We start from the raw sequence: 22,618 nt of genomic DNA, 5'->3' as shown, positions 1-22,618 counted from the left end.
TTATTTATGACACCAGTGAGTGACCATTCACCATTTACTATGAAACAACGACTCCTCTTTGCCATTTTGGCTACTTTGGCCACCATCGCGCTCCTCGCCGCCGGTTGCTCCAAGCCGCCACCCGCTGCCGAACGCCCGCCCGCCGCCGTCACCGCCAATCAACCCATCCAGCGCGAAGTTGTGGAGTGGGATGAATTTCCCGGCCGCCTCGAAGCCGTGGACATGGTCGAGGTGCGCGCCCGCGTGAGCGGCTACCTCGAGTCCGTGCATTTCAAGGACGGCGCCGAAGTCAAAAAAGGCGACCTGCTCTTCGTCATTGATCCGCGCCAATACCAGGCCGAAGTGGACCGCACCGCTTCCGACATCGCGCAAATGGAAAGCAAACTCGAACTCGCCTCCAACGACCTCGCCCGCGCCGACCGCCTGTTGAAAGCCAAAGCCATTTCCGAAGAGGAAGCCGATTCGCGCAGCAAAATGGTCCAGCAAATGGACGCCAGCCTGCAATCCTCGCGCGCCATGAACGAGACCGCCAAGCTCAATCTCGAATACACCCACATCACCTCGCCGATTGATGGCCGCATCGGCCGCAAGCTCATCACCGAGGGCAATCTCGTCAATGGCAACCAGGGCCAATCCACCTTGCTCACCACCATCGTCTCGCTCGACCCCATCTATTGTTACATTGATGCCGACGAAGGCGCGGTCCTCAAATATCGCCAACTCGCGCAAGACGGTAATGAAAATTTCAACGGCGGCAAAGTCGCCTGCGAACTCGAACTCCAGAATGAAACCAATTATCCGCACAAAGGCATCATTGATTTCGTGGACAACATGGTTGACCCCACCACCGGCACGTTGCGCATCCGCGGCACGTTCACCAATCCCGGCCCCGAACATATTTTGCAGCCCGGCTATTTCGCCCGCGTGCGCATTCCCGGCAGCGCGAAACATTCCGGCCTGTTGATTCCCGACGAAGCCGTCGGCACCGACCAAGGCCAAAAATTTGTCTATACCGTCAGCGAGACGAACACCGTCGAATACAAAAAAATCACGCTTGGCCCCATCATTGATGGCCTGCGCCTCGTGCGTGACGGTCTCGCATCCAACGACTGGGTCATCGTGAACGGCCTCATGTCCGTGCGTCCCGGCGTGAAAGTCACGGCCACTCGCGCTACCCCCGGTGCCACGGCCACGCCCGTTGCCGCCCAATAATTCGAGGCATCATGAAATTCTCCCACTTCTTCATCAACCGCCCGATCTTCGCGTCGGTGCTCTCCATCGCGATCGTGATCGTCGGCGCGCTGGCCATTTTCAAGCTGCCCATCGCGCAATTCCCCGACATCGTGCCGCCCACCGTGGTCGTCAGCACGACCTATCCCGGCGCGAACCCGCAGGTCGTCGCCGAGACCGTCGCCGCGCCCATCGAACAGGAAGTCAACGGCGTCGAAAACATGCTCTACATGTCCGCCCAATGCGCCGCGGACGGCAGCATGCAACTCACCGTCACCTTCAAGCTCGGCACGGACATTGACAAGGCGCAGGTGCTCGTCCAAAACCGCGTCGCCGTCGCCGAACCGCGTTTGCCCGAGGAAGTCCGCCGCGTCGGTGTGACCACGGAAAAGCGTTCGCCCGACATCACGCTCGTGGTCAATCTCACGTCGCCCGATGGCCGCTTCGACAAACTCTACATTGATAATTATGCGTACCTTCAAGTGAAGGACGCCATCGCGCGTTTGCCCGGCGTGGGTCTCGTCACGGTTTTCGGTGCGCGCGATTATGCGATGCGCGTGTGGCTCGATCCCGAAAAAATCGCCTCGCGCAACCTCACCGCTGACGACGTCATCAACGCCATTCGTGAACAAAATGTCCAGGTCGCCGCTGGCACCATCGGCCAGCAACCCATGGGCAAAGGCGTCGCATTTCAACTCGCCGTGAGCGCGCAAGGCCGCCTTGCCAATGAGGAACAATTTGGCGACATCGTCATCAAGAGCGGCGCAAATGGCGAGATCACGCGCATCCGTGACGTCGCCCGCGTGGAACTCGCCGCGCGCGATTACAGCATGGACAGCAAGCTCAACGGCCAGCCCACGTCCACCATCGGCATCTTCCAGTTGCCCGGTTCCAATTCGCTCGAAACTTCCGACGCCGTCCACGCGCTGATGGAAAAGTTGAAGCAAAATTTCCCACCCGGCCTTGATTATAAAATCGTGTTCGATACCACCGGCTTCACCCGCGATTCCATCCGCGCCGTGTTTCACACGTTCATGGAGGCGATGATTCTCGTCGTGCTCGTGGTCGTCATCTTCCTGCAAAGCTGGCGCGCCTCGATCATTCCCTTGCTCGCCGTTCCGGTTTCGTTGATCGGAACTTTCGCCGCGATGGCGGCGATGGGTTTCTCGCTCAACAATCTTTCGCTCTTCGGCCTCGTGCTCGCCATCGGCATCGTCGTGGATGACGCCATCGTCGTCGTCGAAAACGTCGAGCGTAATATTGCGCTTGGCTACGAACCGCACGAAGCCACGCGGCGCGCGATGGACGAAGTCAGCGGCGCGGTGGTCGCAGTCGGCCTCGTGCTTTGCGCGGTGTTCATTCCCACGGCGTTCATCAGCGGCATCACCGGCCAATTCTATCGCCAGTTCGCGCTGACGATTGCCGTCTCGACGCTCATCTCAACTTTCAATTCCCTCACGCTCAGTCCCGCACTGTGCGCCATCCTGCTCAAGCCGCACGATGCCAAACCTGATTGGTTCTCAAAATTCCTCAACACAACTTTCGGCTGGTTCTTCCGCGGCTTCAACCGCGTGTTCACGAGCACCACGAATGGTTATGGCCGCATCGTCGGCGGACTCATCCGCTTGAGCGCCGTCGCGTTTGTGGTTTATCTCGGTTTGCTGTGTCTCACTTATTTTGGTTTTAAGACCGTCCCGACCGGTTTCATTCCGCCGCAGGACAAGGGCTACGTCGTCATCGTCACGCAGTTGCCCGATGCCGCCTCGCTTGAACGCACGGAAGCCGTCGTGGATCGCCTCAGCGCGATTGCCCGCAAAGTTCCCGGTGTGCTGGCCACGATTGATCTCGCCGGACTTTCCGCGAGCAGCCTCACCGCCAGCCCCAACGCTGGCACGATCTTCCTCATCCTCGATCCGCCCGACGAACGTCTCGGCAAAGGTTTGTCGAGCGATAACATCGTCAATGAATTGCGCAAGCGCTTCGCGGGAATTCAGGAAGGCGTCGTGCTCGTGTTCCCGCCGCCAGCCGTCAATGGCCTCGGCGTCGTCGGTGGATTTAAATTGCAGGTCGAAGACCGCTCCGGCGCGGACCTGAACGCGCTGCAAGCCGCTTCTTATCAACTCATGGGCGCGGCGAATAACGACAAATCGCTTGCTGGAACTTACACCACCTTCCGCGCCAGCGTGCCGCAACTTTACGTGGACATCAATCGTTCCAAAGCCAAGACGATGGGCGTCCCGCTCAGCGATGTTTTCGATACGTTGCAGGTTTATCTCGGCTCGCTTTACGTGAACGATTTCAATTTGTTCGGCCGCACCTATCAGGTCACCGCGCAGGCCGATTCGCAATTCCGCCGCGAACCCAATGACATTCTCAATCTCAAGACCCGCACCGCCGATGGCCAGATGGTTCCGCTCGGCTCCTTGGTCACGGTCAAGCCAATCACCGGCCCCGACAAAATTGTCCGTTATAATATGTATCCCTCCGCCGAGATGAACGGCAGCGCTGCGCCGGGCGTGAGTTCCGGCGAAGCTGTGACCGCGATGGAACGCATCGCGCGCGACAACCTGCCGCCGGGCATGGCCATCGAGTGGACCGAACTGACGCTCCAGGAAATTCTCGCGGGCAACACCGCCGTGTTCGTCTTTCCGCTGTGCGTGTTGTTCGTGTTCCTCACGCTCGCGGCGCTTTATGAAAGCTGGTCGCTGCCGCTCGCCATCATCTTGATCGTGCCGATGTGTTTGTTGTGCGCGCTCACTGGCGTTTTCTTCCGCGGCATGGATAATAATATTTTCACCCAGGTCGGGTTCGTCGTGCTGGTCGGCCTCGCGTGCAAAAACGCGATTCTCATCGTCGAATTCGCCAAGCAGCGGCAAGACCACGGACTGTCGCGACGCGATGCCGCGATTGACGCCAGCCGTCTGCGTTTGCGTCCGATCTTGATGACGTCGTTCGCGTTCATCTTCGGCGTCGTGCCGCTCGTGCTCGCGAAAGGCGCCGGTTCGGAAATGCGCCAGGCACTCGGCACCGCCGTGTTCAGCGGCATGTTGGGCGTGACGTTCTTCGGCATCTTCCTCACGCCGGTATTTTATTATGTCATCCGCTGGTTCACCGACCGGAGAAAATCCGCCGCTCCCGCCGTCGCCGCCAATCCCGGCGCTGCGCCCACCCACTCGTAACCGGCACGCCTATGAACTTCCATTCCATCGTGAAAAATAAAATCTGCCCGGAGTCTGAACCTAATTTGTCCCGGAGAAGTAAGCATAGCTTTACCTTTTTTGGATCGCGTTTAAGGAAAGCGGCAAAATCGTTGGTGACGTCCAAAGCAAGCGGTTTCCGCCATTCCCGGGGAGCGCACGCGCCCTCGCGTGCTCTGACTGGCGCCCTCGCCAGTCAGTCCGAAAGGCCTATTCTATTTAAGGACGTATCCGCCTTTCCCCAGGATGTGTCCGGCGAGGGCGCCGACCACTGCACGCGAGGGCGCGTGCGCTCCCCCAAACAATCTTGGTTGCACGATTCGCTCCGGAAAAGTTTTCAACTCAGTGGAATTATTTTGTTGATTGTTTTGCTCGCGGGTTGCGCCGTCGGGCCGAATTATCATCCGCCGAAAATCAAGGTGGATTCCGCATTCGAGAACGGCGCGCAAACCAATCTTTCCACCAACGAAACTGCCATCGCCTGGTGGCAGGGCTTCAACGATCCCGAACTCACGAAACTTGTGGAAATGGCCCGCGCCGGCAACCACGACCTGCGCATCGCCACCGCGAATCTTCGCGAAGCCCGCGCGTTGCGGAACAGCGCCGTGTTTGATTTGCTGCCGGTCGCCAACGGTAATGCCAGTTATACCGACACCCAATACAGCCGCGCTTTCGTGCCGACCGGCGGCACGAGCACGTCCCGCCATCTTGAACTTTACGACGCGGGTTTCGATGCCACCTGGGAACTCGACATCTTTGGCCGCGTCCGCCGCTCGGTCGAGGCCAGCAGCGATGAAGTGCAAGCCGCCGTGGCCAATCGCCGCGATATTTTGGTCTCGGTCATCTCCGAAGTCGCGCGAAATTATTTCGAGTTGCTCGGCGCGCAAGGCGAACTCATCACCGCCGAACAAAATGCCGACAACCAGCGGCAGACTTTGAAGATCACCGAGGACACGCGCGACGGCGGCCGCGGCACGCAACTCGACGTGGACCGCGCCCGCGCCCAGTTGAACAACACCCTCGCCGACATTCCGCCGTTGCAGGCCGAAGTTGCGCGTGCCACGCACCGCCTCAGTGTTCTCACTGGGCAACCGCCAACCGCGCTCACGGCTGAACTCAAAGACCCGCGGCCTTTCATGGAAATGCCGTCGCTCATCGCCATCAGCAACCCCGAAACTCTCCTGCGCCGCCGCGCCGACGTGCGCTCTGCGGAACGCTCGCTCGCCGCCGCCACCGCCCGCATCGGGGTCGCCACCGCCGATCTTTTTCCGCGCGTGACTTTCAACGGCAACTGGTCGCTTGAAGCCACCAAGCTCAGTGGTCTCGTTAAAGGCGGGGCGGACACCTGGTCGTTCGGCCCGAGCATCACGTGGTCAGCCTTGGATTACGGCCACGTCCGCGCCCGCATGCTCGCCGCCGATGCCCGCGCCGACGCCGCGCTTGCCATGTATCAACGCACCGTATTGACGACGCTTGAAGAAACGGAAAATGCCCTTGTCAATTATTCGCGCGAACAAGCCCGCCGCGATTTTCTCCGCGAATCGGAAGCCGCCAGCCGCAGCGCTGCGTCACTCGCGCGCCAGCGTTATGAAAACGGCGCGACGGATTTCCTCACCGTCCTCGACGCCGAGCGTGTGCTTTTCCAGGCGCAGGACCAACTTGCGCAAAGCAACACCCGCACCGCCACCGCCCTCGTCGCTCTGTACAAATCTCTCGGCGGCGGCTGGGAAATCGAACTCAAACCCGGCGAGAAGGTGAAGTAGTTTTAGTGGGCAATGGATTTCGACCATTTCCATTTAACGCGGAGCAGCGAGGGAAAGAATTGAAGGCCGGTTGGAAAGCGTTTGGTGAAGTAACCGTGTCTTGAATTCTTAGCGAATTTCCACGACCCGAAAGGCCTCATCAAAGGCTCTGACTATTGCCGGCAACTCCTTTTCCAAAGCTTGCAACAGGGTTTGTTTCCGGCAGTTGCCAATTCGCACCCAAAGCAATTTTCCCGTTTCGCCCTGCCGGTTGGCAAGATGGAGAAAATCCTCGTCCTTGGTGACGACGATCCAGTTGCCAGCAATGGCGTAGCTCCAAATTTCGAGATCGGACGCTTAGTCTAGGTGAAGGCTTAACACATGGCTGGATTGATGGCCGTGCGCGACAAAGAAACGGCAAAGAGCTTCCGGAAGCTGATTGTCCACCAGGAAATTCACGCGCTCGTAAGCACGACATGGTCCGTCAAGCGAGAGGCGTAAGCGATGGCGGCTAAAATGTCTTCCGGTTCGAGAAAGGAATAATCCTCCAGGACTTCCTGGTGACTTGCGCCGTGGCTTAACAGGTCAAGAATGTCGGTGACGCGCATCCTCTTGCCGCGGATGCAGGGCTGGCCGCCGCACTTGCCGGGTTCCACTGTAATCCGCTCCAATAATTTCATGGTTCCAGTTTACTTCATTCCCGGTCATACAACAAGCTAGGAAAAGATTTCGCACAGGTGAAACACGCATTGAACGTCGAAAAGGACAACTTCAAAAATCAATGTTCCATCCGTGGCTCCTGTCTTGTTTTTCTCTGCGTCTCTGCGCCTTTGCGCCTCTGCATCAAAAAAGAATAAACCCCAGACGTTCACAACATCCGCGGCACGATCATTTCTTCATCTGATCCAGCGCGAGGTTGAGCATCAGAACATTCACCCGCGCCTCGCCGAGGAAACCCCATTGCGGCGGCTCGACAAATTTCTCGACCAAGGTTTTCACGTCTTCCTCCTTCATCCCGCGCGCCGCCGCGACGCGTGCGATCTGAAACCGCGCCGCTTCCGGGCTGATGTGCGGGTCCAATCCACTCGCGGACGTGAACACCAAATCCGCCGGCACCGGCGCGTTCGTCGGCAAGTTGTGGGCCGTCTGCATCGCCGCAATATTATTCATTACGTTCGTGCGCAGTTGCCCGCTGGTCGGCCCGAGATTGCTCGCGCCCGATGGCACCGTACCATACGAGCCCGCGCTGGGACGCGGCCAAAAATAATTCGTCCCCTGGAATTGTTGCGCGAGCAATGCCGAGCCCATCACTTTTCCATCGCGAGTGACAAGACTGCCTTCCGCCTGATCTTTAAACGCCAACTGCGCGACGACGGTGACGAACAGCGGATACACCACGCCGACGGCGACTGTCCAGACCACAATCTGGCGGATGGATTGCAAAATAAGTTTCAACATAAATTTCCTTTCGCTTTGTTTTAAAAATCACGGGGCCAGATGAATTGCCACCAGCGCCATATCAATCAACTTGATCGCTACGAAGGGCACGATGACGCCGCCCAATCCGTAAATCAGCATGTGATTGCGCAGGATGACCGCCGCGCCGAGCGCGCGATATTTCACGCCGCGCAACGCCAGCGGAATCAGCGCCACGATGATCAGCGCGTTGAAAATCACCGCGCTCAAAATCGCGCTCTCCGGCGAATGCAGATACATGATGTTCAATTTATCCAGCGGCCCGCGCCCGCCGATCTGGGTCGCGTAAAGCACGCCGAACATCGCCGGCAGAATCGCGAAATATTTTGAAACATCATTAGCGATGCTGAAGGTCGTCAGCGCCCCGCGGGTCATCAGCAGTTGTTTGCCGATCTCCACGACTTCGATGAGCTTCGTCGGATTGCTGTCGAGGTCCACCATGTTGCCGGCCTCGCGCGCGGCTTGGGTGCCGGTGTTCATCGCCACGCCCACGTCGGCCTGCGCCAGCGCGGGCGCGTCGTTGGTGCCGTCGCCGATCATCGCGATCAATTTCCCGCCCGCCTGTTCCTGGCGGATGCGCGCGAGCTTGTCCTCGGGCTTGGCTTGCGCGATGAAATCGTCCACGCCCGCCTCTGCCGCGATGGCCGTCGCCGTCAACTGATTGTCGCCGGTGATCATGATCGTCTTCACGCCCATTCGGCGCAGTTGGCCAAAGCGTTCCTTGATGCCGCCTTTCACCACGTCCTTGAGGCAGATCACGCCCAGCACACGCGGCCCGTCGGCGACGAGCAAGGGCGTCGCACCTTGCCGCGCGATGGCGTCCGCCTGATCGGAAACGGACTTGTCCGCCTTGCCGCCGTAATCCGCGGCGAATTGTTTCACGGCGTCGGCCGCACCTTTGCGAATGCGCCGTTTCACCGCGCCTTTACCATCGCCAAAATCCAGGCCGCTCATGCGCGTCTGCGCCGTGAAGGGCACAAACACCGTGTTCGCTTCCGCCACGTCGCGCCCGCGCAAATTATATTTCTCCTTCGCCAGCACGACAATGGACCGGCCTTCCGGCGTTTCATCGGCGAGCGACGCCAGTTGCGCCGCGTCCGCCAATTCTTCCACCGTCACGCCCGGCGCGGGCACAAATTCCGTCGCCATACGATTGCCCAGGGTGATCGTGCCGGTCTTGTCGAGCAGCAACACATCTACGTCGCCCGCCGCTTCAACGGCGCGGCCGCTCGTCGCCAGCACATTGCGCCGCATCAACCGGTCAATGCCCGCGATGCCGATGGCGCTCAACAAACCGCCGATGGTCGTGGGAATCAGGCACACGATCAGCGCGAGGAGAACGGGAATGCTCGTGAGCACCACGTCGTGCTGTCCGGCGGCGCGTTCGTTGTAGCGCGCGAACGGCGGCAACACCGCCACCACGACGATGAACAGCGCCGTCAAGCTCACCAGCACGACGTTCAAGGCGATTTCATTCGGCGTCTTTTGGCGGCGCGCGCCCTCGATCATTTGGATCATGCGGTCGAGAAACGAATTGCCTTGTTCCGCGGTCACACGCACGACGATGCGGTCGCTGATCACGCGCGTGCCCCCGGTCACGGCGCTGCGGTCGCCGCCGCTTTCGCGCACGACCGGCGCGGACTCGCCCGTGATGGCCGATTCGTCCACCGTGGCAATGCCCTCGACGATTTCGCCGTCCGCCGCGATGGTGTCTCCCGTTTCGCAGACGAACAGTTCGCCAATTTTCAATTCATGCCCGGGCGCGGAAACTTCCTTTCCGTTGACGAGTTTGCGCGCCATCGTTTTCGTGCGCATCTTGCGCAAGGCATCCGCATGCGCCTTGCCGCGCCCCTCGGCCATGGCCTCCGCGAAATTTGCGAACAGGCAGGTGAACCAAAGCCAGAAACAAATCTGCCCGTTGAACAGGTTGAACTGGTGCGGCAGGAACAAAAACACCGTCGTGATGATCGAGCCGAGATACACCACGAACATGACGAGATTTTTTAGCTCATCGCGCGGATGCAGTTTCTTGAACGACGCCACCAGCGCACTGGTGATGAGTTCGGAATATTTGAAGTCGGTTTTGGCGCTCATAAAAATTCTCCGTGAAAATTTGGTGATTAAAATGTCCGCCCCGCCAGCATCAACCCGTGCTCGACGATCGGTCCCAGGCACAACACCGGGAAGAACGTGAGCGCGGCCACGATGACGATCACGCCCGCGAGCGTGAGGCCGAACGTCCAGCCGTGCGTCGGCAGCGTGCCCGCCGAGGCTTCAACCGTTTTGCGCGAAGCCAGCCGCCCAACGATGGCCAGGGCCGCAACGATCGGCGCGAAACGTCCGATTACAATCGCGATGCCGAGGGCGACGTTGTACCAGGGCGTGTTCGCGTTAAGTCCGGCGAACGCGCTGCCGTTATTGTTCGCGGCCTCGCCGAACGCGTACAGAACTTCGCTCAAGCCGTGCGGCCCGCCGTTGTTCATGCTCGAAAGCCCGGCGGGAATCATGCACGATATGGCCGCCGGGATAAGGCACGCGACGCTCGGCAGAAGCACCCCGACCACCGCCCAGCTTGCCTCCCAGGCGCCCAGTTTTTTGCCGAGATATTCCGGCGTCCGGCCGATCATCAACCCGGCGATGAACACCGCGATCAGAATGTGGAACAGCAGGCAATACATTCCACAACCGATGCCGCCGAAAATGATTTCGCCGACGAGGATGTTCCACATGGGCATCATGCCCGCCAGCGGCATCCAACTATCATGCATGGAATTCACGGAGCCGTTGTCAATCGCCGTGCAGGCCACGCCCCACAACACACTGTTCATCACGCCGAAGCGCTGCTCCTTGCCCTCCATCGGCGGCGAAAGATTTTGGACGATCGGATTGGGCCGCGTCTCCGCGTACCAGCCGATGGCAAACGACGCCACGAAAAATGTGAGCATGACCGCATACAGGCACCACGCATGGCGCACATTGCCGATGAGCAAACCAAACATGTAAACCTGCGCCATCGGGAAAACGATGATCGCCAGCAGCTCGAGAAAATTCGAAAGCGGCGTGGGATTTTCAAGCGGGTGCGCGCTGTTGACGCCGTAATAACCGCCGCCATTGGTGAAAAGCTGCTTGCACGATTCAAATGAGGCGACCGGGCCCGCGGGAATGCTTTGCGTCGTCACGCGCTGGTCCACCATGACGGCGACGCCATTGGTCAAGACGGGCTGACCCTTGTCATCGAGCTTCGCGACTTGCGTCGTGTAAGGCTCGACGAGTTGCGCGTCGGTATAAGGCTTCCAGGTTTGCGGAACGCCTTGCCACGCCAGCGGAATCGCCCACAGGATCGAGAATGGGATCACGATGTAAAGCAGCGCGCGGGTGAGGTCCACCCAGAAGTTGCCGATGGTTTTTGCGCTGGCGCGTTTGAGCGCGCGCCCGACCGCGACCAGCACCGCCAGACCGCCCGCGCCGCTGAGGAATTGATGCACGGAAAGCCCGATGGTCTGGGAAAAATAACTCATCGTGGATTCGCCGCTGTAGGATTGCCAATCAGCATTGCAGGCGAAACTCCACGCCGTGTTGAAGGCGAGGTGCCAGGTGCAGTTCGGGATTTTTTGCGGGTTGAGCGGCAGCCATTGTTGCGTCATCAACAAAACCATCAGCGACGCGAACCCCACGAGCGTGAAAACCAGCACGGCCCAAAAATAATTGAGCCAATGCATCTCCTCGGCGGGGTCCACCCCGCTCAGCCGGTAAATGAAATTTTCCACCGGCGCGAGCAGGGGATGGAGAATCGTCCGCTCCCCTTTGAACACCCGCGCCATGAAGCGGCCGAGCAAGGGCGTCAGCGCGATCCCGATTCCGAAGAAGAGCACGATCTGAATGATTTCATTTACTTTCATGGCCGCAACGTAAGCGCGGTTGGAGGGTCTTCGGTAGTTAAAATCCCGGCTGGAAGCGTAAAAAGATTATTAAAATAGCATTAACTATGATTATAGAGTAAAAAACCAACTCTATTATTTTCGTGAATGAAATCGAAGTAGGTTTGAGGTAGCGCCCGCGTCCCGCGTGCAATGTTCGGCGTCCCGCCAAACACATTTTTTTCTCCTCCGCAAAATGATTTCTATAAAGCAAGCCGTCTTCTAATAACTGCTCTTTAGCCTCGGTTAGCCAGGTTGATCCCTGGATTTCCAAACCATTAAATATCCAGCTTTCGGCGTGTCGTTAAAATTATTTCTTGAGCCGGACTCACTTCAGGCGTAACAACGCCTTGGAAAAACGTGTTTTATTAGTAGTGCGTTTAAGAGTTATTGGAATGAGCGGAGATCCAGGGTGGGAAGCATTTCCAATTTCGTGCGCTTAACCGGTCCGTTAAATCGCGAATATCATGCGATCACCTAAAATTCAATTTCGTCACTTATAGTCTGTAGATGCGCCTCGTACAACTCCCTAAACTCATGGCTCAGCGATAATTGCCTACGATGCACATCCTGGAAACCAAAAAAAAATTCGGTGCAGCGGTGCGGTTTGAGCGCACCCGGCAAGGTTTGTCCCAAGAAATCCTCGCCGAGCGCGCCAGTTTGCATCGTACTTATATTACCGACATCGAGCGTGGCGCGCGCAATCTTTCGCTGGAAACGATTTACAAGCTCTCGACAGCGTTGGGCATTTCGATCGAGGCGCTTTTTGCCCGCGCGGAAGTCCGCCGCCAGGTTGAGCAATACGTCACGCTCCCCGGCCAGCTTGTGGATGTCCTGCTCGTCGAGGACAACCCCACTGATGCCGAACTCACGCTCGAAGGGCTCCGGCGCGATGGCTTGAGCAACCGCGTTCTCGTCGTGCGCGATGGCGCCGCTGCGCTGGATTTTGTATTCTGCCGCCGCCAGTACGCTACCCGTCGTATTGAGCAAAGTCCGCAAGTGCTTTTGCTGGATTTAAATCTTCCAAAAGTTCACGGCCTCGAGGTGCTTCGCCAGATCAAGGAAGATGCCCGCACGCGGCACATTCAAGTCGTCGTCCTCACGATTTCTCGCAAGGATGAACACATCCAGCGCGCCTTGGAATTGGGTGCCGCTGCCTACATCGTCAAACCCGTGGATTTCCAAAACCTCAGCAAGATCGCACCCAAACTAAGTTATCAATGGGCCTTGCTGGATTCCACTTCTCCCAAGCCTGCATGAATATTGCGTCTAACTGGAATGTGACTGCGGCAGTTTCACGCCGGGTTTTTCCAGTTGGTTCGCCTCGCCTTCGGAATGAAAAAACCGATGTCACTTTAAGCCGGAATCCGGTTTTCCGGTTTCATTTTTTGACAAACAAACTGTGGAGGACTATTTTATTTTTCGAAAATCTCCACTACTTATTGGTGCACGCCCTCTCCGCGAGAGGAAATGAAATGGTGGTCGTGGATAAAAATTTTAAGGAAGCTGGTCGTGGTCCGGGAGACACGCTCGACGGTTTTTGCGGTGAATTTTTTCCAGGTTCTGCGCGAGGCGTAACCACGGAAGGCCACGCATGAGCGAGCTTGACCCAGCGCAAAAACGGCCGCGGACGGATAATCCCGCCGATGACCGGATGCGCTGGCTGGCTTCCTTCCCCGAACAAAACCCCAATCCGATCATCGAACTGGATTTGTCCACCGGCGAGATCCATTACCTCAACCCCGCCGCCGTCGAGGCTTTTTCAGATCTGCCCGCGCTCAAGCTCCAGCATCCCTCGCTCATTGGGTTGTCCGAGGCGTTGAAACCGATGATCGAAAAAGGCTTGAAAGTCACGCGCCGCGAAATCGCTGTCGGCAAATTTGTTTTCCTGCAAACCATCACGCTCCTGGAGAATCAGCATATCCGTATTTACAACGCGAACGTCACCGAGCAGCACCGCGCCGACTTCGCCCTGCGCAACACCCAGGCGCTCTACCATTCGCTCGTCGAGCAGATTCCCGCCGGGGTTTTTCGCAAGGACACCGAAGGCCGCTACGTCTTCGTCAATTCCAGCTTTTGTGATTTCTTTGGCCGCAAGCCCGCCCATTTTCTGGGGAAAACGCCGCGGGAATGCGCCCTGGCCGACATCCGCGCCGGCGACACCGCTTTAAGCGAAAAGAAAATCCGCGAACTGGCCGATGCCGCTGATCAACATCACTCGTCCATTCTGGCTACGGGCGAATCCATCGAGCTTGAGGAGGAGCGTCTATTTACTGGCGGACGCAAACAATACTTTCACGTCGTCAAGGCGCCCGTGTTCCGGTCCGACGGAAAAATCATCGGCAGCCAGGGCGTGATGCTCGACATCACCGCGCGCAAGGCCGCGGAGGAAAAGGTGCGCGAGCTAAACGCCGAACTCGAACAGCGCGTTTCGCTGCGCACCGCCGAGTTGCAATCGGCGATCAAGGAACTCGAAGCTTTCAGTTATTCCGTCTCCCACGATCTGCGCGCGCCGCTTCGCGCCATCAACGGGTTTTCCGCGATGGCGCTCGAAGATTTCGGCCCGCTGCTTCCCGAAAAAGGCCGGCGCTATTTAAATATCATCCACCAGGACGGCTTGCGCATGGGGACTTTGATTGATGACCTGCTGGCTTTTTCGCGACTGAGCCGCGAGCCACTCAAGCCGCAACCGGTGGACACTGATCAACTCGTCCGTCAAACGCTGGGTGAACTGTCCGCCGAAAAGAACGGCCGCGAACTGGAGATCCGGGTCGGCGAATTGCCCGCATGCGAAGGCGATTACGCGCTCCTGAAACAAGTCTGGATGAACCTGCTTTCCAACGCCCTTAAATATTCGCGCCATCGCAAGCCCGCGAACATCGAGATCGGCAGTTCCGTGGAAGCGGGCGAACGGGTTTATTTCGTCCGCGACAACGGCGCGGGCTTCAACATGGAATATGCCGGCAAACTTTTTGGCGTCTTCCAGCGCCTGCATCATCAGGACGAATTTGAAGGCACGGGCGTCGGCCTGGCCATTGCCCAGCGCATCGTCAACCGCCACGGCGGGCGCATCTGGGCCCAGGCCAAAGAACAGCAGGGCGCGACTTTCTATTTCACCCTCACGCCGGGAGGAAAAAAATGAACCGGAATCGGGCAGCCATTCATTATGCCGCGTACGGCGAAGCTGGCCGGGGAAACCCACACCACGCGCATGGAAGCGAGACCAAAACCCCGTTCCATCGTGAAAGGAGCCATTCATGATCTCCGACACCAACCCACCGTTCCCCGCGCACCCGGCGCAACCGCTCAACGTCCTTTACCTCGAGGACAATCTTAGTGACCGCGAATTGGTCGAGGCGAAATTGCGCGCGGGCGGGATTGATTGCAATTTTTTCCACGCGCGGACGCGGGATGAATTTGAAGGCACGCTCACCGGTGAACCGCTGGACCTCATCCTCTCGGATTTCGCGCTGCCTGCCTACGGCGGCAACCTCGCGTTGACCGCCGCGCGGCGGCTGCGCCCGGAAGTGCCGTTTTTATTTGTCTCCGGCACGATCGGCGAAGAGCGCGCGGTGGAAAGCCTCAAATCCGGCGCCACGGATTACGTCATCAAGGACCACCTGGAACGGTTGATTCCCGCCGTGCGGCGCGCCCTGCGCGAGTCGCGGGACCGTTCGCGCCGCCGCATCGCCGAACAGGAATTGCGCGCGAGCGAGGAACGCTTTCGCATGGTATTCGAGAACGCGCCCATCGGCGTGATCAATGCCGATGCCGGCGGGACTTTTCTCAGCACCAACCGCACGCTGCGTTTCATGCTCGGCTACACCGAGGCGGAATTGCTCGGCATGTCCTTCAAGCAAATCACCCATGAAGAAGACCAAATCGTGGGCGCGGAGGAATTCGTCTCCCTGATGGTCGGGCGGGTGTCGCGCGTGCGATTGGAAAAACGCTTTTACCGCAAGGACGACTCCGTTATCTGGGCGCAAATCACCACCTCGGCAATTCGCGACAACCATAATCAGTTCCAATATTTCGTCACGCTCGTCGAGGATTTGTCCGAGCGCAAACAGGCCGAGGAACGCATGCGCGACCAGGCCACCTTGCTCGACATGGCCGCCGATGCGATCATCGTGCAGGACGCCGAATCCCGCGTTATCACCTGGAACCACGGCGCGGAACGGCTCTACGGCTGGACGGCGCAGGAAGTCATCGGCCGGCGCATCACGGAGCTTTATCCGGCGCACGCCGGGTTCGAGTGGACCAGGGAAGAACTGCTGGCCGACGGTGATTGGAGTGGCGAACTGCGCCAGTTGACCCGGGAAGGCAAGCTGCTCGTGGTGAGCAGCCGCGTTACTCTGATGCGCGATACCAACGGTCTGCCCAAGTCCGTGCTCATCATCAACACCGACATCACGGAAAAGAAAAATCTGGAGATGCAATTTCTTCGCGCGCAACGCATGGAAAGCATCGGCACGCTGGCCAGCGGCATCGCGCATGACCTGAATAATATCCTCGCGCCCATTTCCATCGCTTCGCAAATCCTCCGCATGAAGCCGCTCGACAAGGAGGCCCAGGAACTGGTAGATCGCATCGAGGCCAGCGCGCACCGCGGAGCAGGGGTCGTGCGGCAAGTGCTTACTTTCGCGCGCGGCATCGAAGGCGAACGCGCCCTGCTGCAACCGCGCCATTTGATTAAAGAGATCATCAACATGGCGCAGGACACTTTCCCCAAAAATGTTTCCATCACGTATTCGGTGGCTGAGGATTTGTGGCCCGTCATTGCGGACGCCACGCAACTGCACCAGGTCTTGCTGAATCTTTTCGTGAACGCGCGCGACGCCATGCCGTCCGGCGGCCAGATTTCTTGCACGGCGGAAAATGCGCTGATCGAGGACACACGCATGTTGCTGCCCGGCGCGAAGGCCGGGCCGTACGCTTTGATCCAGGTCAAGGACACCGGCGTCGGCATTCCCGCCGACATCATGGAAAAAATCTTCGAGCCGTTTTTCACGACCAAGGAACTCGGCAAGGGAACCGGTCTCGGGCTTTCGACCGTGCTGGGAATTGTGAAATCACACGGCGGTTCGGTGATTGTCTATAGCGAGCCCGGCAAAGGCGCGACATTCAAAATTTATTTGCCTGCCACGGCCGATGCCATCGCCACCCTCGCGCCGAAACAGCAACTGGGCGTGCCGCGCGGTCGCGGTCAGTTGATCCTGCTGGTGGACGACGAAAGCGCCATCCGCGATGTCACGCGCCGCATCCTCGTGCGCCACGGTTACAACGTCGTCACCGCTGTGGATGGCGTGGAAGGCCTGGCTGTGTTCGCCCAGCAATCCGGCAAGATAGACTTGATCATCACCGACATCATGATGCCGCGCATGGAAGGCGTGGCGACGGTGCGCGCGTTGAAAAAATTGGATCCCAACGTGAAAATTCTCGCCTCCAGTGGCATGACCGGCATGACCGACCACACCGCGCGCAACGAGGAATTGAAATCGCTCGGCGTGGTCGAGATTTTGCCCAAGCCCTGTTCCGCCGAAAAATTGCTCTCCGCCGTCCACCAGGTTTTCGCGTAGGGATTTTAGTTGGAAAGTATCAGTCTCACTGTAGCGGCGGTCCCTGGCTGGATCCGTCACAGAACGGCGCTCATAGAGTGCCGCCACAGGGCGAACTTTCCAACTGATTCGCCTGACCTCCTTCAAGCTTTTCCCGCCGATTCGAGCATTTCGCGCATGCGCTGGGAAAGATCCACAAAGTCCAGCGGCTTGCGCAGCACGGCGCGGCGCGCGGCGAAGTGCGAACCGGCAAAACTCGGCGGCTGGTTCAGGCCGGTCATCAGAATCACCGGCACATCGGCGCGGATCTGGCCGAGGCGTTCGGCAAGTTCAGCCCCTTGCATGCAGGGCATCGTGTGATCCGTAATGACGAGGTCGAACTTTTCCGGTTCAGCCTGGAAGGTTTCCAGCGCAGTCGTGCTGTCGGCGCGAGTCGTTACGCGGTAACCCACCTTGCGCAGGCGTTGTTGCAACATGTCGAGAATGGGAATTTCATCGTCCACGACCAGGATGCGTTCCCGGCGTCCGGGCAGGAGAAATTCTTTCCTGGGCGCCGCCACCACCGCGTTCTGTGGCGCGCGCGGCAAATAAATTTGAAACGTCGTGCCCGTGCCCAGTTCGCTTTCCACTTCAAGATGCCCGCCGCACCGCGCGACGATCCGCTGCACCAGCGTGAGCCCCAATCCCGTGCCTTCACCCGCCGGCTTGGTCGTGAAAAACGGATCGAAAATATTATCCATCGTCTCGCGAGTCATGCCGTGGCCGGAGTCGCGGGCGGTGAGGCAAAGATATTTTCCCGCGCGCAAAGGCGAGAGCCGGGCCGCTTGCGCCCCGTTCAAATCCAGTGAGCGCAACGTATATTCCAACTGCCCGCCGGTGCGTTTCATCGCATGCGCGGCGTTGGTTCCGAGGTTCATGATGACCTGGTGCATCTCCGTGGCATCGGCGATGACGGTGTCGTCATCCGTTTCGATGTTCAAAACAATTTTGATGGAGGACGGCAGCGAGGCGTTGAGCAGCTTCACGCATTCCTTGAGCAGCAGGCCCAGGCGGATCGGTGACGATTCATTTTCACCGCGGCGGCTGAAGGTAAGAATCTGCCGGATCAAATCTTTCGCGCGGCCGGCGGAACGCAGGACGGCTTCGAGATTTTTCCGCGTCACCCCCGTCACTTCTGTGCTGGTCAAGGCAAGCTCCGTGAGGCCCAGCATGGCGCACAGGATGTTGTTGAAATCATGCGCGATGCCCCCGGCGAGCGTCCCGATGGCTTCCATTTTTTGCGCCTGGATCATTTGCTTTTCGAGCCGCGCGCGGGCGACCTCCGCTTCCTTGCGTTGCGAAATATCCTCGATGAAACCTTCGTAGTAACGGGTGCGGCCATCGGCGTCGCGGACGGCGCGGGCGCTTTCGGAAATCCAGATGATGCTGCCATCGCGGCGGCGCACCTGGTATTCAAAGCCGCGAATCTGGCCGTTCTGCTCGACTTCGCGCTGGAACCGCTCGCGAAAAACCGGGTCCACGTAAATCTGCTGGCTGATGTCACAAACGCGATGCAGCAATTCATCGGTGTTGTCATAACCGTACATCCGCGCCAGCGCGGGATTGACGGCAAGATAACGCCCATCCGGCGTGCTTTGATAAATGCCTTCGACGGCGTTTTCAAAAATGCCGCCGTAACGCGACTGGGCATCGCGCAAAATCTCTTCGCGTTCCTTGTGGTCGGAAATGTCCGTGATCAAGGCGATGAAATGCGTCGGCGTTTCTCCTCCCGCGAAGACCGGCGTCAAATTTAATTCGCACCAGATGGGTTCGGCCTGATGGCGGCGGCAACGAAATTCCTCCTGGGAGGCTGCGCGTCCGGCGAGCGCTGCTTCGATCCGGGCGCGGGCTTCGGGATCTGTTTCCGCGCTGATGATGAAAGCAAGTTTCTGCCCGAGAGCATCCTCGGTCGTGTATCGGCTGATGACAGAAAAACCCTTGGAAACGTATATAATTGGACAGTCTGGCGATTTTGCTTCACAAAGCAACACGCCCGCGCCGAGCGCATCCATAGACGCCGCCAGCAGACGGCCTTCGATGGCCGCAGGTGGCGACGATTGTCCGATGACCTGGGCAATTTCATTAGCCAGGCCGCGATTTGCGTCCAAATGACTCAAGTCATTACTCATCGCAATCTACGGTTTGATGCTCGGCTTGCAACCATGCGGGCGCCTCGATCCTGCGTTTATAAGGGATAAGGTGGCGCCCACCGATCCACGATGAGCAGGAAAGTTGCCAGAAATTTTGAAAGAATGAAACCGAACTGGTTCAGCCTTTTTTATCGCGCCGGCCCATTCACCTTCGCTGCGATCCGGCTCAACCACCGCGCCGGAATCAACTTCATCATCACCACCGAAATCCAATTTATCCAGCCCGCCACCACGACCGGTTTGCCCGCCATCATGGCTCGATAACCAATATGCGCCACTGCCTCCGCGCTCATGATGATGAATTTCATATTCCGTTTCAGTCCCGCGCGCGAATGAAACTCCGATTCCGTCACGCCCGGGCAAAGCGCCGTCACCGTCACGCCGCTGCCGCCCGTCTCCACCGACAACGCGCGCGAAAATGAAATCACGAACGCCTTGCTCGCATAATACATCGCCATGAACGGCCCCGGCAGGAACGCCGCCGTCGAAGCCACATTCAAAATTTTTCCGCTGCGCCGCGCCAGCATCCCCGGCAAAAATAAATGCGTGAGCTGCACGAGCGTCGTGATATTCACCTGCGCCATGTCCAAATATTTTTGCAACTCCGTCTCCGCAAAAATTCCCTGCACGCCAAATCCCGCGTTGTTGACGAGCGCAGAAATCTCGATGCCTTCACTTTTCAGTTCCTCAAAAATTTCCTGCGCCGAGGAGATGCGCGCCAAATCTTTCGTCAAAATTTTCACGCTGACCCCATGACGCGCGGAAAGTTCCGCCGCGATCGCGCCCAATCGCACCCAATCGCGCGCAACCAAAATTAATTGCCACCCATTCGCCGCAAAAACCTTCGCCAGCTCGTGGCCGATGCCCTGCGACGCTCCCGTGATCAAAACCCATTGCTTCATCGCAGCACCTTAGCACAGAAAAAAATTCGCGCGGAAAATAACCTGTGACCACTTCGGCCTCGCGCGGTCTATAAATGGAGAGAACTGCAATTATCGAATCGCTGAATAAACCATGCCCCCGTGCGTCCATTCCAGAGTGGTTGCCAATTCATTTAAAGTCGAGTGTCGCCGCCCCGCCGCTGCGTCATTCGCGTGTCCGGCCAAAGCAAATTGGGCCGCCCGGCAGCACGGCCCCGCCACGTTTGGGTTTGCGTCCCGTTGCGCCGCGTCGCCCCCGTTTTGTTGCTTGCCTGATGGCCCCGGCCCTTTAAAGTGGCAGCATGAAGAACACAGCTTTATGGCTCACGTTATTGCTGGCTCTCGCTCGCGCCGCGAGTGCCCAGGTAACCGTGGAAGTGTTGTTGGAGCGTAATCAATTTTTACCGAACGAAACCATGAATGCCAAGGTGCGCATCGTCAATAATTCCGGCCAGACGCTCCACTTCGGCAAGGACGATTGGCTTTCCTATTCCATCGAGGCGACCGACGGTTTCGTCGTCATCAAAAATGGCAACGCCCCCATCGCCCACGATTTCGATGTCAAATCTTCCGAGGTAGCCACCGCGCGCGCCGATCTTTCCCCCTACTTCGATATCTCCAAACCCGGCGGTTATTCGGTGACCGCCACCGTGCGCATCAAAGATTGGCAGATGCAGGTCAGCAGCACGCCCAAACATTTCGACGTCGTGCGCGGCGTGAGTATATGGGAACAATCCTTCGGCGTGCCGCAATCCCCCGGCGATCACAGCGAACCCGAGATCCGCAAATATATTTTGCAACAAGCCACCTTTTCCCGGCACTCGGAACTTTTCCTCCGCCTCACCGATGGCGGCACGCACACGCTTCGCCTCCTCACCATCGGGCCCACCATCTCCTTCAGCGCGCCGCAGATGCGCCTCGACCCGGCCAGCAACCTCCATCTGCTTTACCAGCAGGCCGCGCACGTTTATGATTACAGCGTGATTAGCCCCTCCGGTGAGATCACCAAACGCCAGACTTATTACTACACCAGTTCCGCCCCGCATTTGCGCGTGGATGACACTGGAAATATTTTCATCGTCGGCGGGGAGCGTCACATCGCGGAAAATGATCTGCCCTCACCACCAAAATACATCGTTCCCACCAATGACATTCCGTTGCCCGTACCTCGTTGACCCGCGCGCTCTCGCTCTCGCGGCGTTCATGTTTCTGCTCGGCTGGTCCGCCTCCGCGCAAAGTATAATCCTGCACCTGCGCAACGGCGACCGCATCGCCGGCACCGTCCTCTCGGAAAACACCAGCACCATCCACCTTTCCACCGCGTGGACGGACGACGTCACCATCCCCGTCGCGCAAATCACCGGCCGCGAAATCGTTCCGCCCGCCACCAATGCCGTTGCCAATTCCGCCACCAACCTCCCCATTAAAGTCGTGAGCGGCCAGGAACTTTTCGGCGTGCAAAAAAAAGCGGTCGTCCTCGTGGACACCAATTCGTGGTGGCGTCGCTGGAAAGGCGAGGCCTCCGTCGGCGCCAACCTCGAGCGCGGTGCCGCCGACAGCGAACTTTTTTACGCCAAGGCCACGCTCACTTACGCCCAACCCTACAAGAGCGACCCCAAGGAATTTTTTCGCAACATTCTGACCTACGACACCGCCTATGGAAAAACCGGCCCGCCGCCCGGAACCACCAATTCGCCCTCCGTCGTTTCGGATAACCGCATGGGCGGCAGTTCCAAGACCGATTTCGACCTCTCACGAAAATGGTATATTTACAATCTCGGCGCCGCTTTTTACGACCACGTCCGCTTGATTAACCGCCATTATGAAGATGGGCCCGGTATCGGCTACCATTGGTTCACCGGTTCAAACTTCGTCGTCAATCTCGAATTGGGTGCCAACTACCAGGTGGAAGACCGCGCCGACGGCACGCGCACCGAAAATTTTTATACCCGCGTCGGCCAGGACTTGACGTGGAAGATCAACAAACAAATGAACCTGACCGAGAAGGCGGAATATTTCCAGCAGGCCGACTACGCCACGCAATACCGCGCGCAATTTGAAAGCACCCTCAGCTACGCGTTGCTCCTCAATGTTTCGCTGAACCTCTCCGTCATTGACCTCTACGACACCCGCCCCACCGCCGGCGTCCCGGACAACGACCTCCAACTCCGAACCTCCGTCGGCGTAAAATTCTAGCGAAGAAATTTTAGCAGAAAATTTTCAACCGCCGCCGATACGCACCCCCCCCACGGACCGCGGGTCTATGACCCGCAGCAATTCACAAACAAGATTGCCGCCCCCGCTTATTCCACAACTCCTAAGTTTGCAACAAACCAGCAGCAGCAAAAAACCGAAACAGTTCAAACCAGAATTAAAGTCGAAGCCTCAA

General features: G+C 58.3%; 14 protein-coding genes. 8 read left to right on the top strand and 6 right to left on the bottom strand.

Translation table 11 applies throughout. The annotated features are described in order from the left end of the window. Window positions 1-39 precede the first annotated feature (39 nt). The 3 genes from VH413_18685 to VH413_18675 all read left to right on the top strand — a co-directional run bounded on the left by VH413_18685 (window position 40) and on the right by VH413_18675 (window position 6,190). Entirely contained in the window at window positions 40-1,212 is a 1,173-nt protein-coding gene (locus tag VH413_18685; GenBank protein ID HEX3800727.1) for an efflux RND transporter periplasmic adaptor subunit, read from the top strand. Window positions 1,213-1,223: 11 nt separating this feature from the next. Beyond that, window positions 1,224-4,409 (top strand): efflux RND transporter permease subunit, encoded by a 3,186-nt coding sequence (locus VH413_18680; protein ID HEX3800726.1) that lies wholly within the window; start codon window positions 1,224-1,226, stop codon window positions 4,407-4,409. A gap of 374 nt (window positions 4,410-4,783) precedes the next feature. After that, window positions 4,784-6,190 (top strand): efflux transporter outer membrane subunit, encoded by a 1,407-nt coding sequence (locus tag VH413_18675; GenBank protein ID HEX3800725.1) that lies wholly within the window; start codon window positions 4,784-4,786, stop codon window positions 6,188-6,190. A 434-nt stretch (window positions 6,191-6,624) separates the two neighbouring features. On the opposite strand, the gene VH413_18670 is transcribed toward VH413_18675, so the two are convergent. From VH413_18670 to kdpA, 4 genes are all read right to left on the bottom strand, one after another. Continuing rightward, a complete protein-coding gene (locus VH413_18670) occupies window positions 6,625-6,849 on the bottom strand; it encodes a DUF433 domain-containing protein (GenBank protein ID HEX3800724.1) in 225 nt (74 codons plus the stop codon). A 208-nt stretch (window positions 6,850-7,057) separates the two neighbouring features. Beyond that, complete coding sequence (gene kdpC / locus VH413_18665; protein HEX3800723.1) at window positions 7,058-7,627, bottom strand: potassium-transporting ATPase subunit KdpC; 570 nt, start codon at window positions 7,625-7,627, stop codon at window positions 7,058-7,060. A gap of 27 nt (window positions 7,628-7,654) precedes the next feature. Then, entirely contained in the window at window positions 7,655-9,739 is a 2,085-nt protein-coding gene (kdpB, locus tag VH413_18660) for a potassium-transporting ATPase subunit KdpB (GenBank protein ID HEX3800722.1), read from the bottom strand. A 26-nt stretch (window positions 9,740-9,765) separates the two neighbouring features. Continuing rightward, on the bottom strand, window positions 9,766-11,544 hold the full coding sequence (kdpA, locus tag VH413_18655) for a potassium-transporting ATPase subunit KdpA (GenBank protein HEX3800721.1): 1,779 nt from the start codon (window positions 11,542-11,544) through the stop codon (window positions 9,766-9,768). Window positions 11,545-12,123: 579 nt separating this feature from the next. On the opposite strand from kdpA, the gene VH413_18650 reads away from it, so the two are divergent. The 3 genes from VH413_18650 (at window position 12,124) to VH413_18640 (ending at window position 17,141) form a co-directional block, all read left to right on the top strand. Then, window positions 12,124-12,822: a response regulator gene (locus VH413_18650; GenBank protein HEX3800720.1), complete on the top strand. Its 699-nt coding sequence runs from the start codon at window positions 12,124-12,126 to the stop codon at window positions 12,820-12,822. Window positions 12,823-13,156: 334 nt separating this feature from the next. Next, complete coding sequence (locus tag VH413_18645; protein HEX3800719.1) at window positions 13,157-14,704, top strand: ATP-binding protein; 1,548 nt, start codon at window positions 13,157-13,159, stop codon at window positions 14,702-14,704. 115 nt (window positions 14,705-14,819) lie between these two features. After that, window positions 14,820-17,141 carry a PAS domain S-box protein gene (locus VH413_18640; protein HEX3800718.1) on the top strand — a complete coding sequence of 774 codons (2,322 nt, stop codon included), beginning with the start codon at window positions 14,820-14,822 and terminating at the stop codon, window positions 17,139-17,141. Window positions 17,142-17,263: 122 nt separating this feature from the next. On the opposite strand, the gene VH413_18635 is transcribed toward VH413_18640, so the two are convergent. Together VH413_18635 and VH413_18630 are read right to left on the bottom strand one after the other, a co-directional pair. Further along, entirely contained in the window at window positions 17,264-19,288 is a 2,025-nt protein-coding gene (locus tag VH413_18635; GenBank protein ID HEX3800717.1) for a PAS domain S-box protein, read from the bottom strand. A 149-nt stretch (window positions 19,289-19,437) separates the two neighbouring features. Further along, the gene (locus VH413_18630) at window positions 19,438-20,211 is read right to left on the bottom strand and encodes an SDR family oxidoreductase (protein ID HEX3800716.1); all 774 of its coding nucleotides are present in this window, start codon (window positions 20,209-20,211) and stop codon (window positions 19,438-19,440) included. A gap of 320 nt (window positions 20,212-20,531) precedes the next feature. Here VH413_18630 and VH413_18625 point away from each other — a divergent pair, with 320 nt between their 5' ends. Together VH413_18625 and VH413_18620 are read left to right on the top strand one after the other, a co-directional pair. Then, window positions 20,532-21,404 (top strand): hypothetical protein, encoded by an 873-nt coding sequence (locus VH413_18625; GenBank protein HEX3800715.1) that lies wholly within the window; start codon window positions 20,532-20,534, stop codon window positions 21,402-21,404. Beyond that, entirely contained in the window at window positions 21,376-22,425 is a 1,050-nt protein-coding gene (locus tag VH413_18620) for a DUF481 domain-containing protein (protein ID HEX3800714.1), read from the top strand. The genes VH413_18625 and VH413_18620 overlap by 29 nt, the downstream gene beginning before the upstream one ends. Window positions 22,426-22,618: the final 193 nt, after the last annotated feature.

Source organism: Verrucomicrobiia bacterium (assembly GCA_036268055.1).
Classification (GTDB): domain Bacteria; phylum Verrucomicrobiota; class Verrucomicrobiia; order Limisphaerales; family Pedosphaeraceae; genus DATAUW01.
The sequence above is the reverse complement of the archived record's forward strand: the minus strand, read 5'-3'. Positions and strand labels throughout refer to the sequence as shown.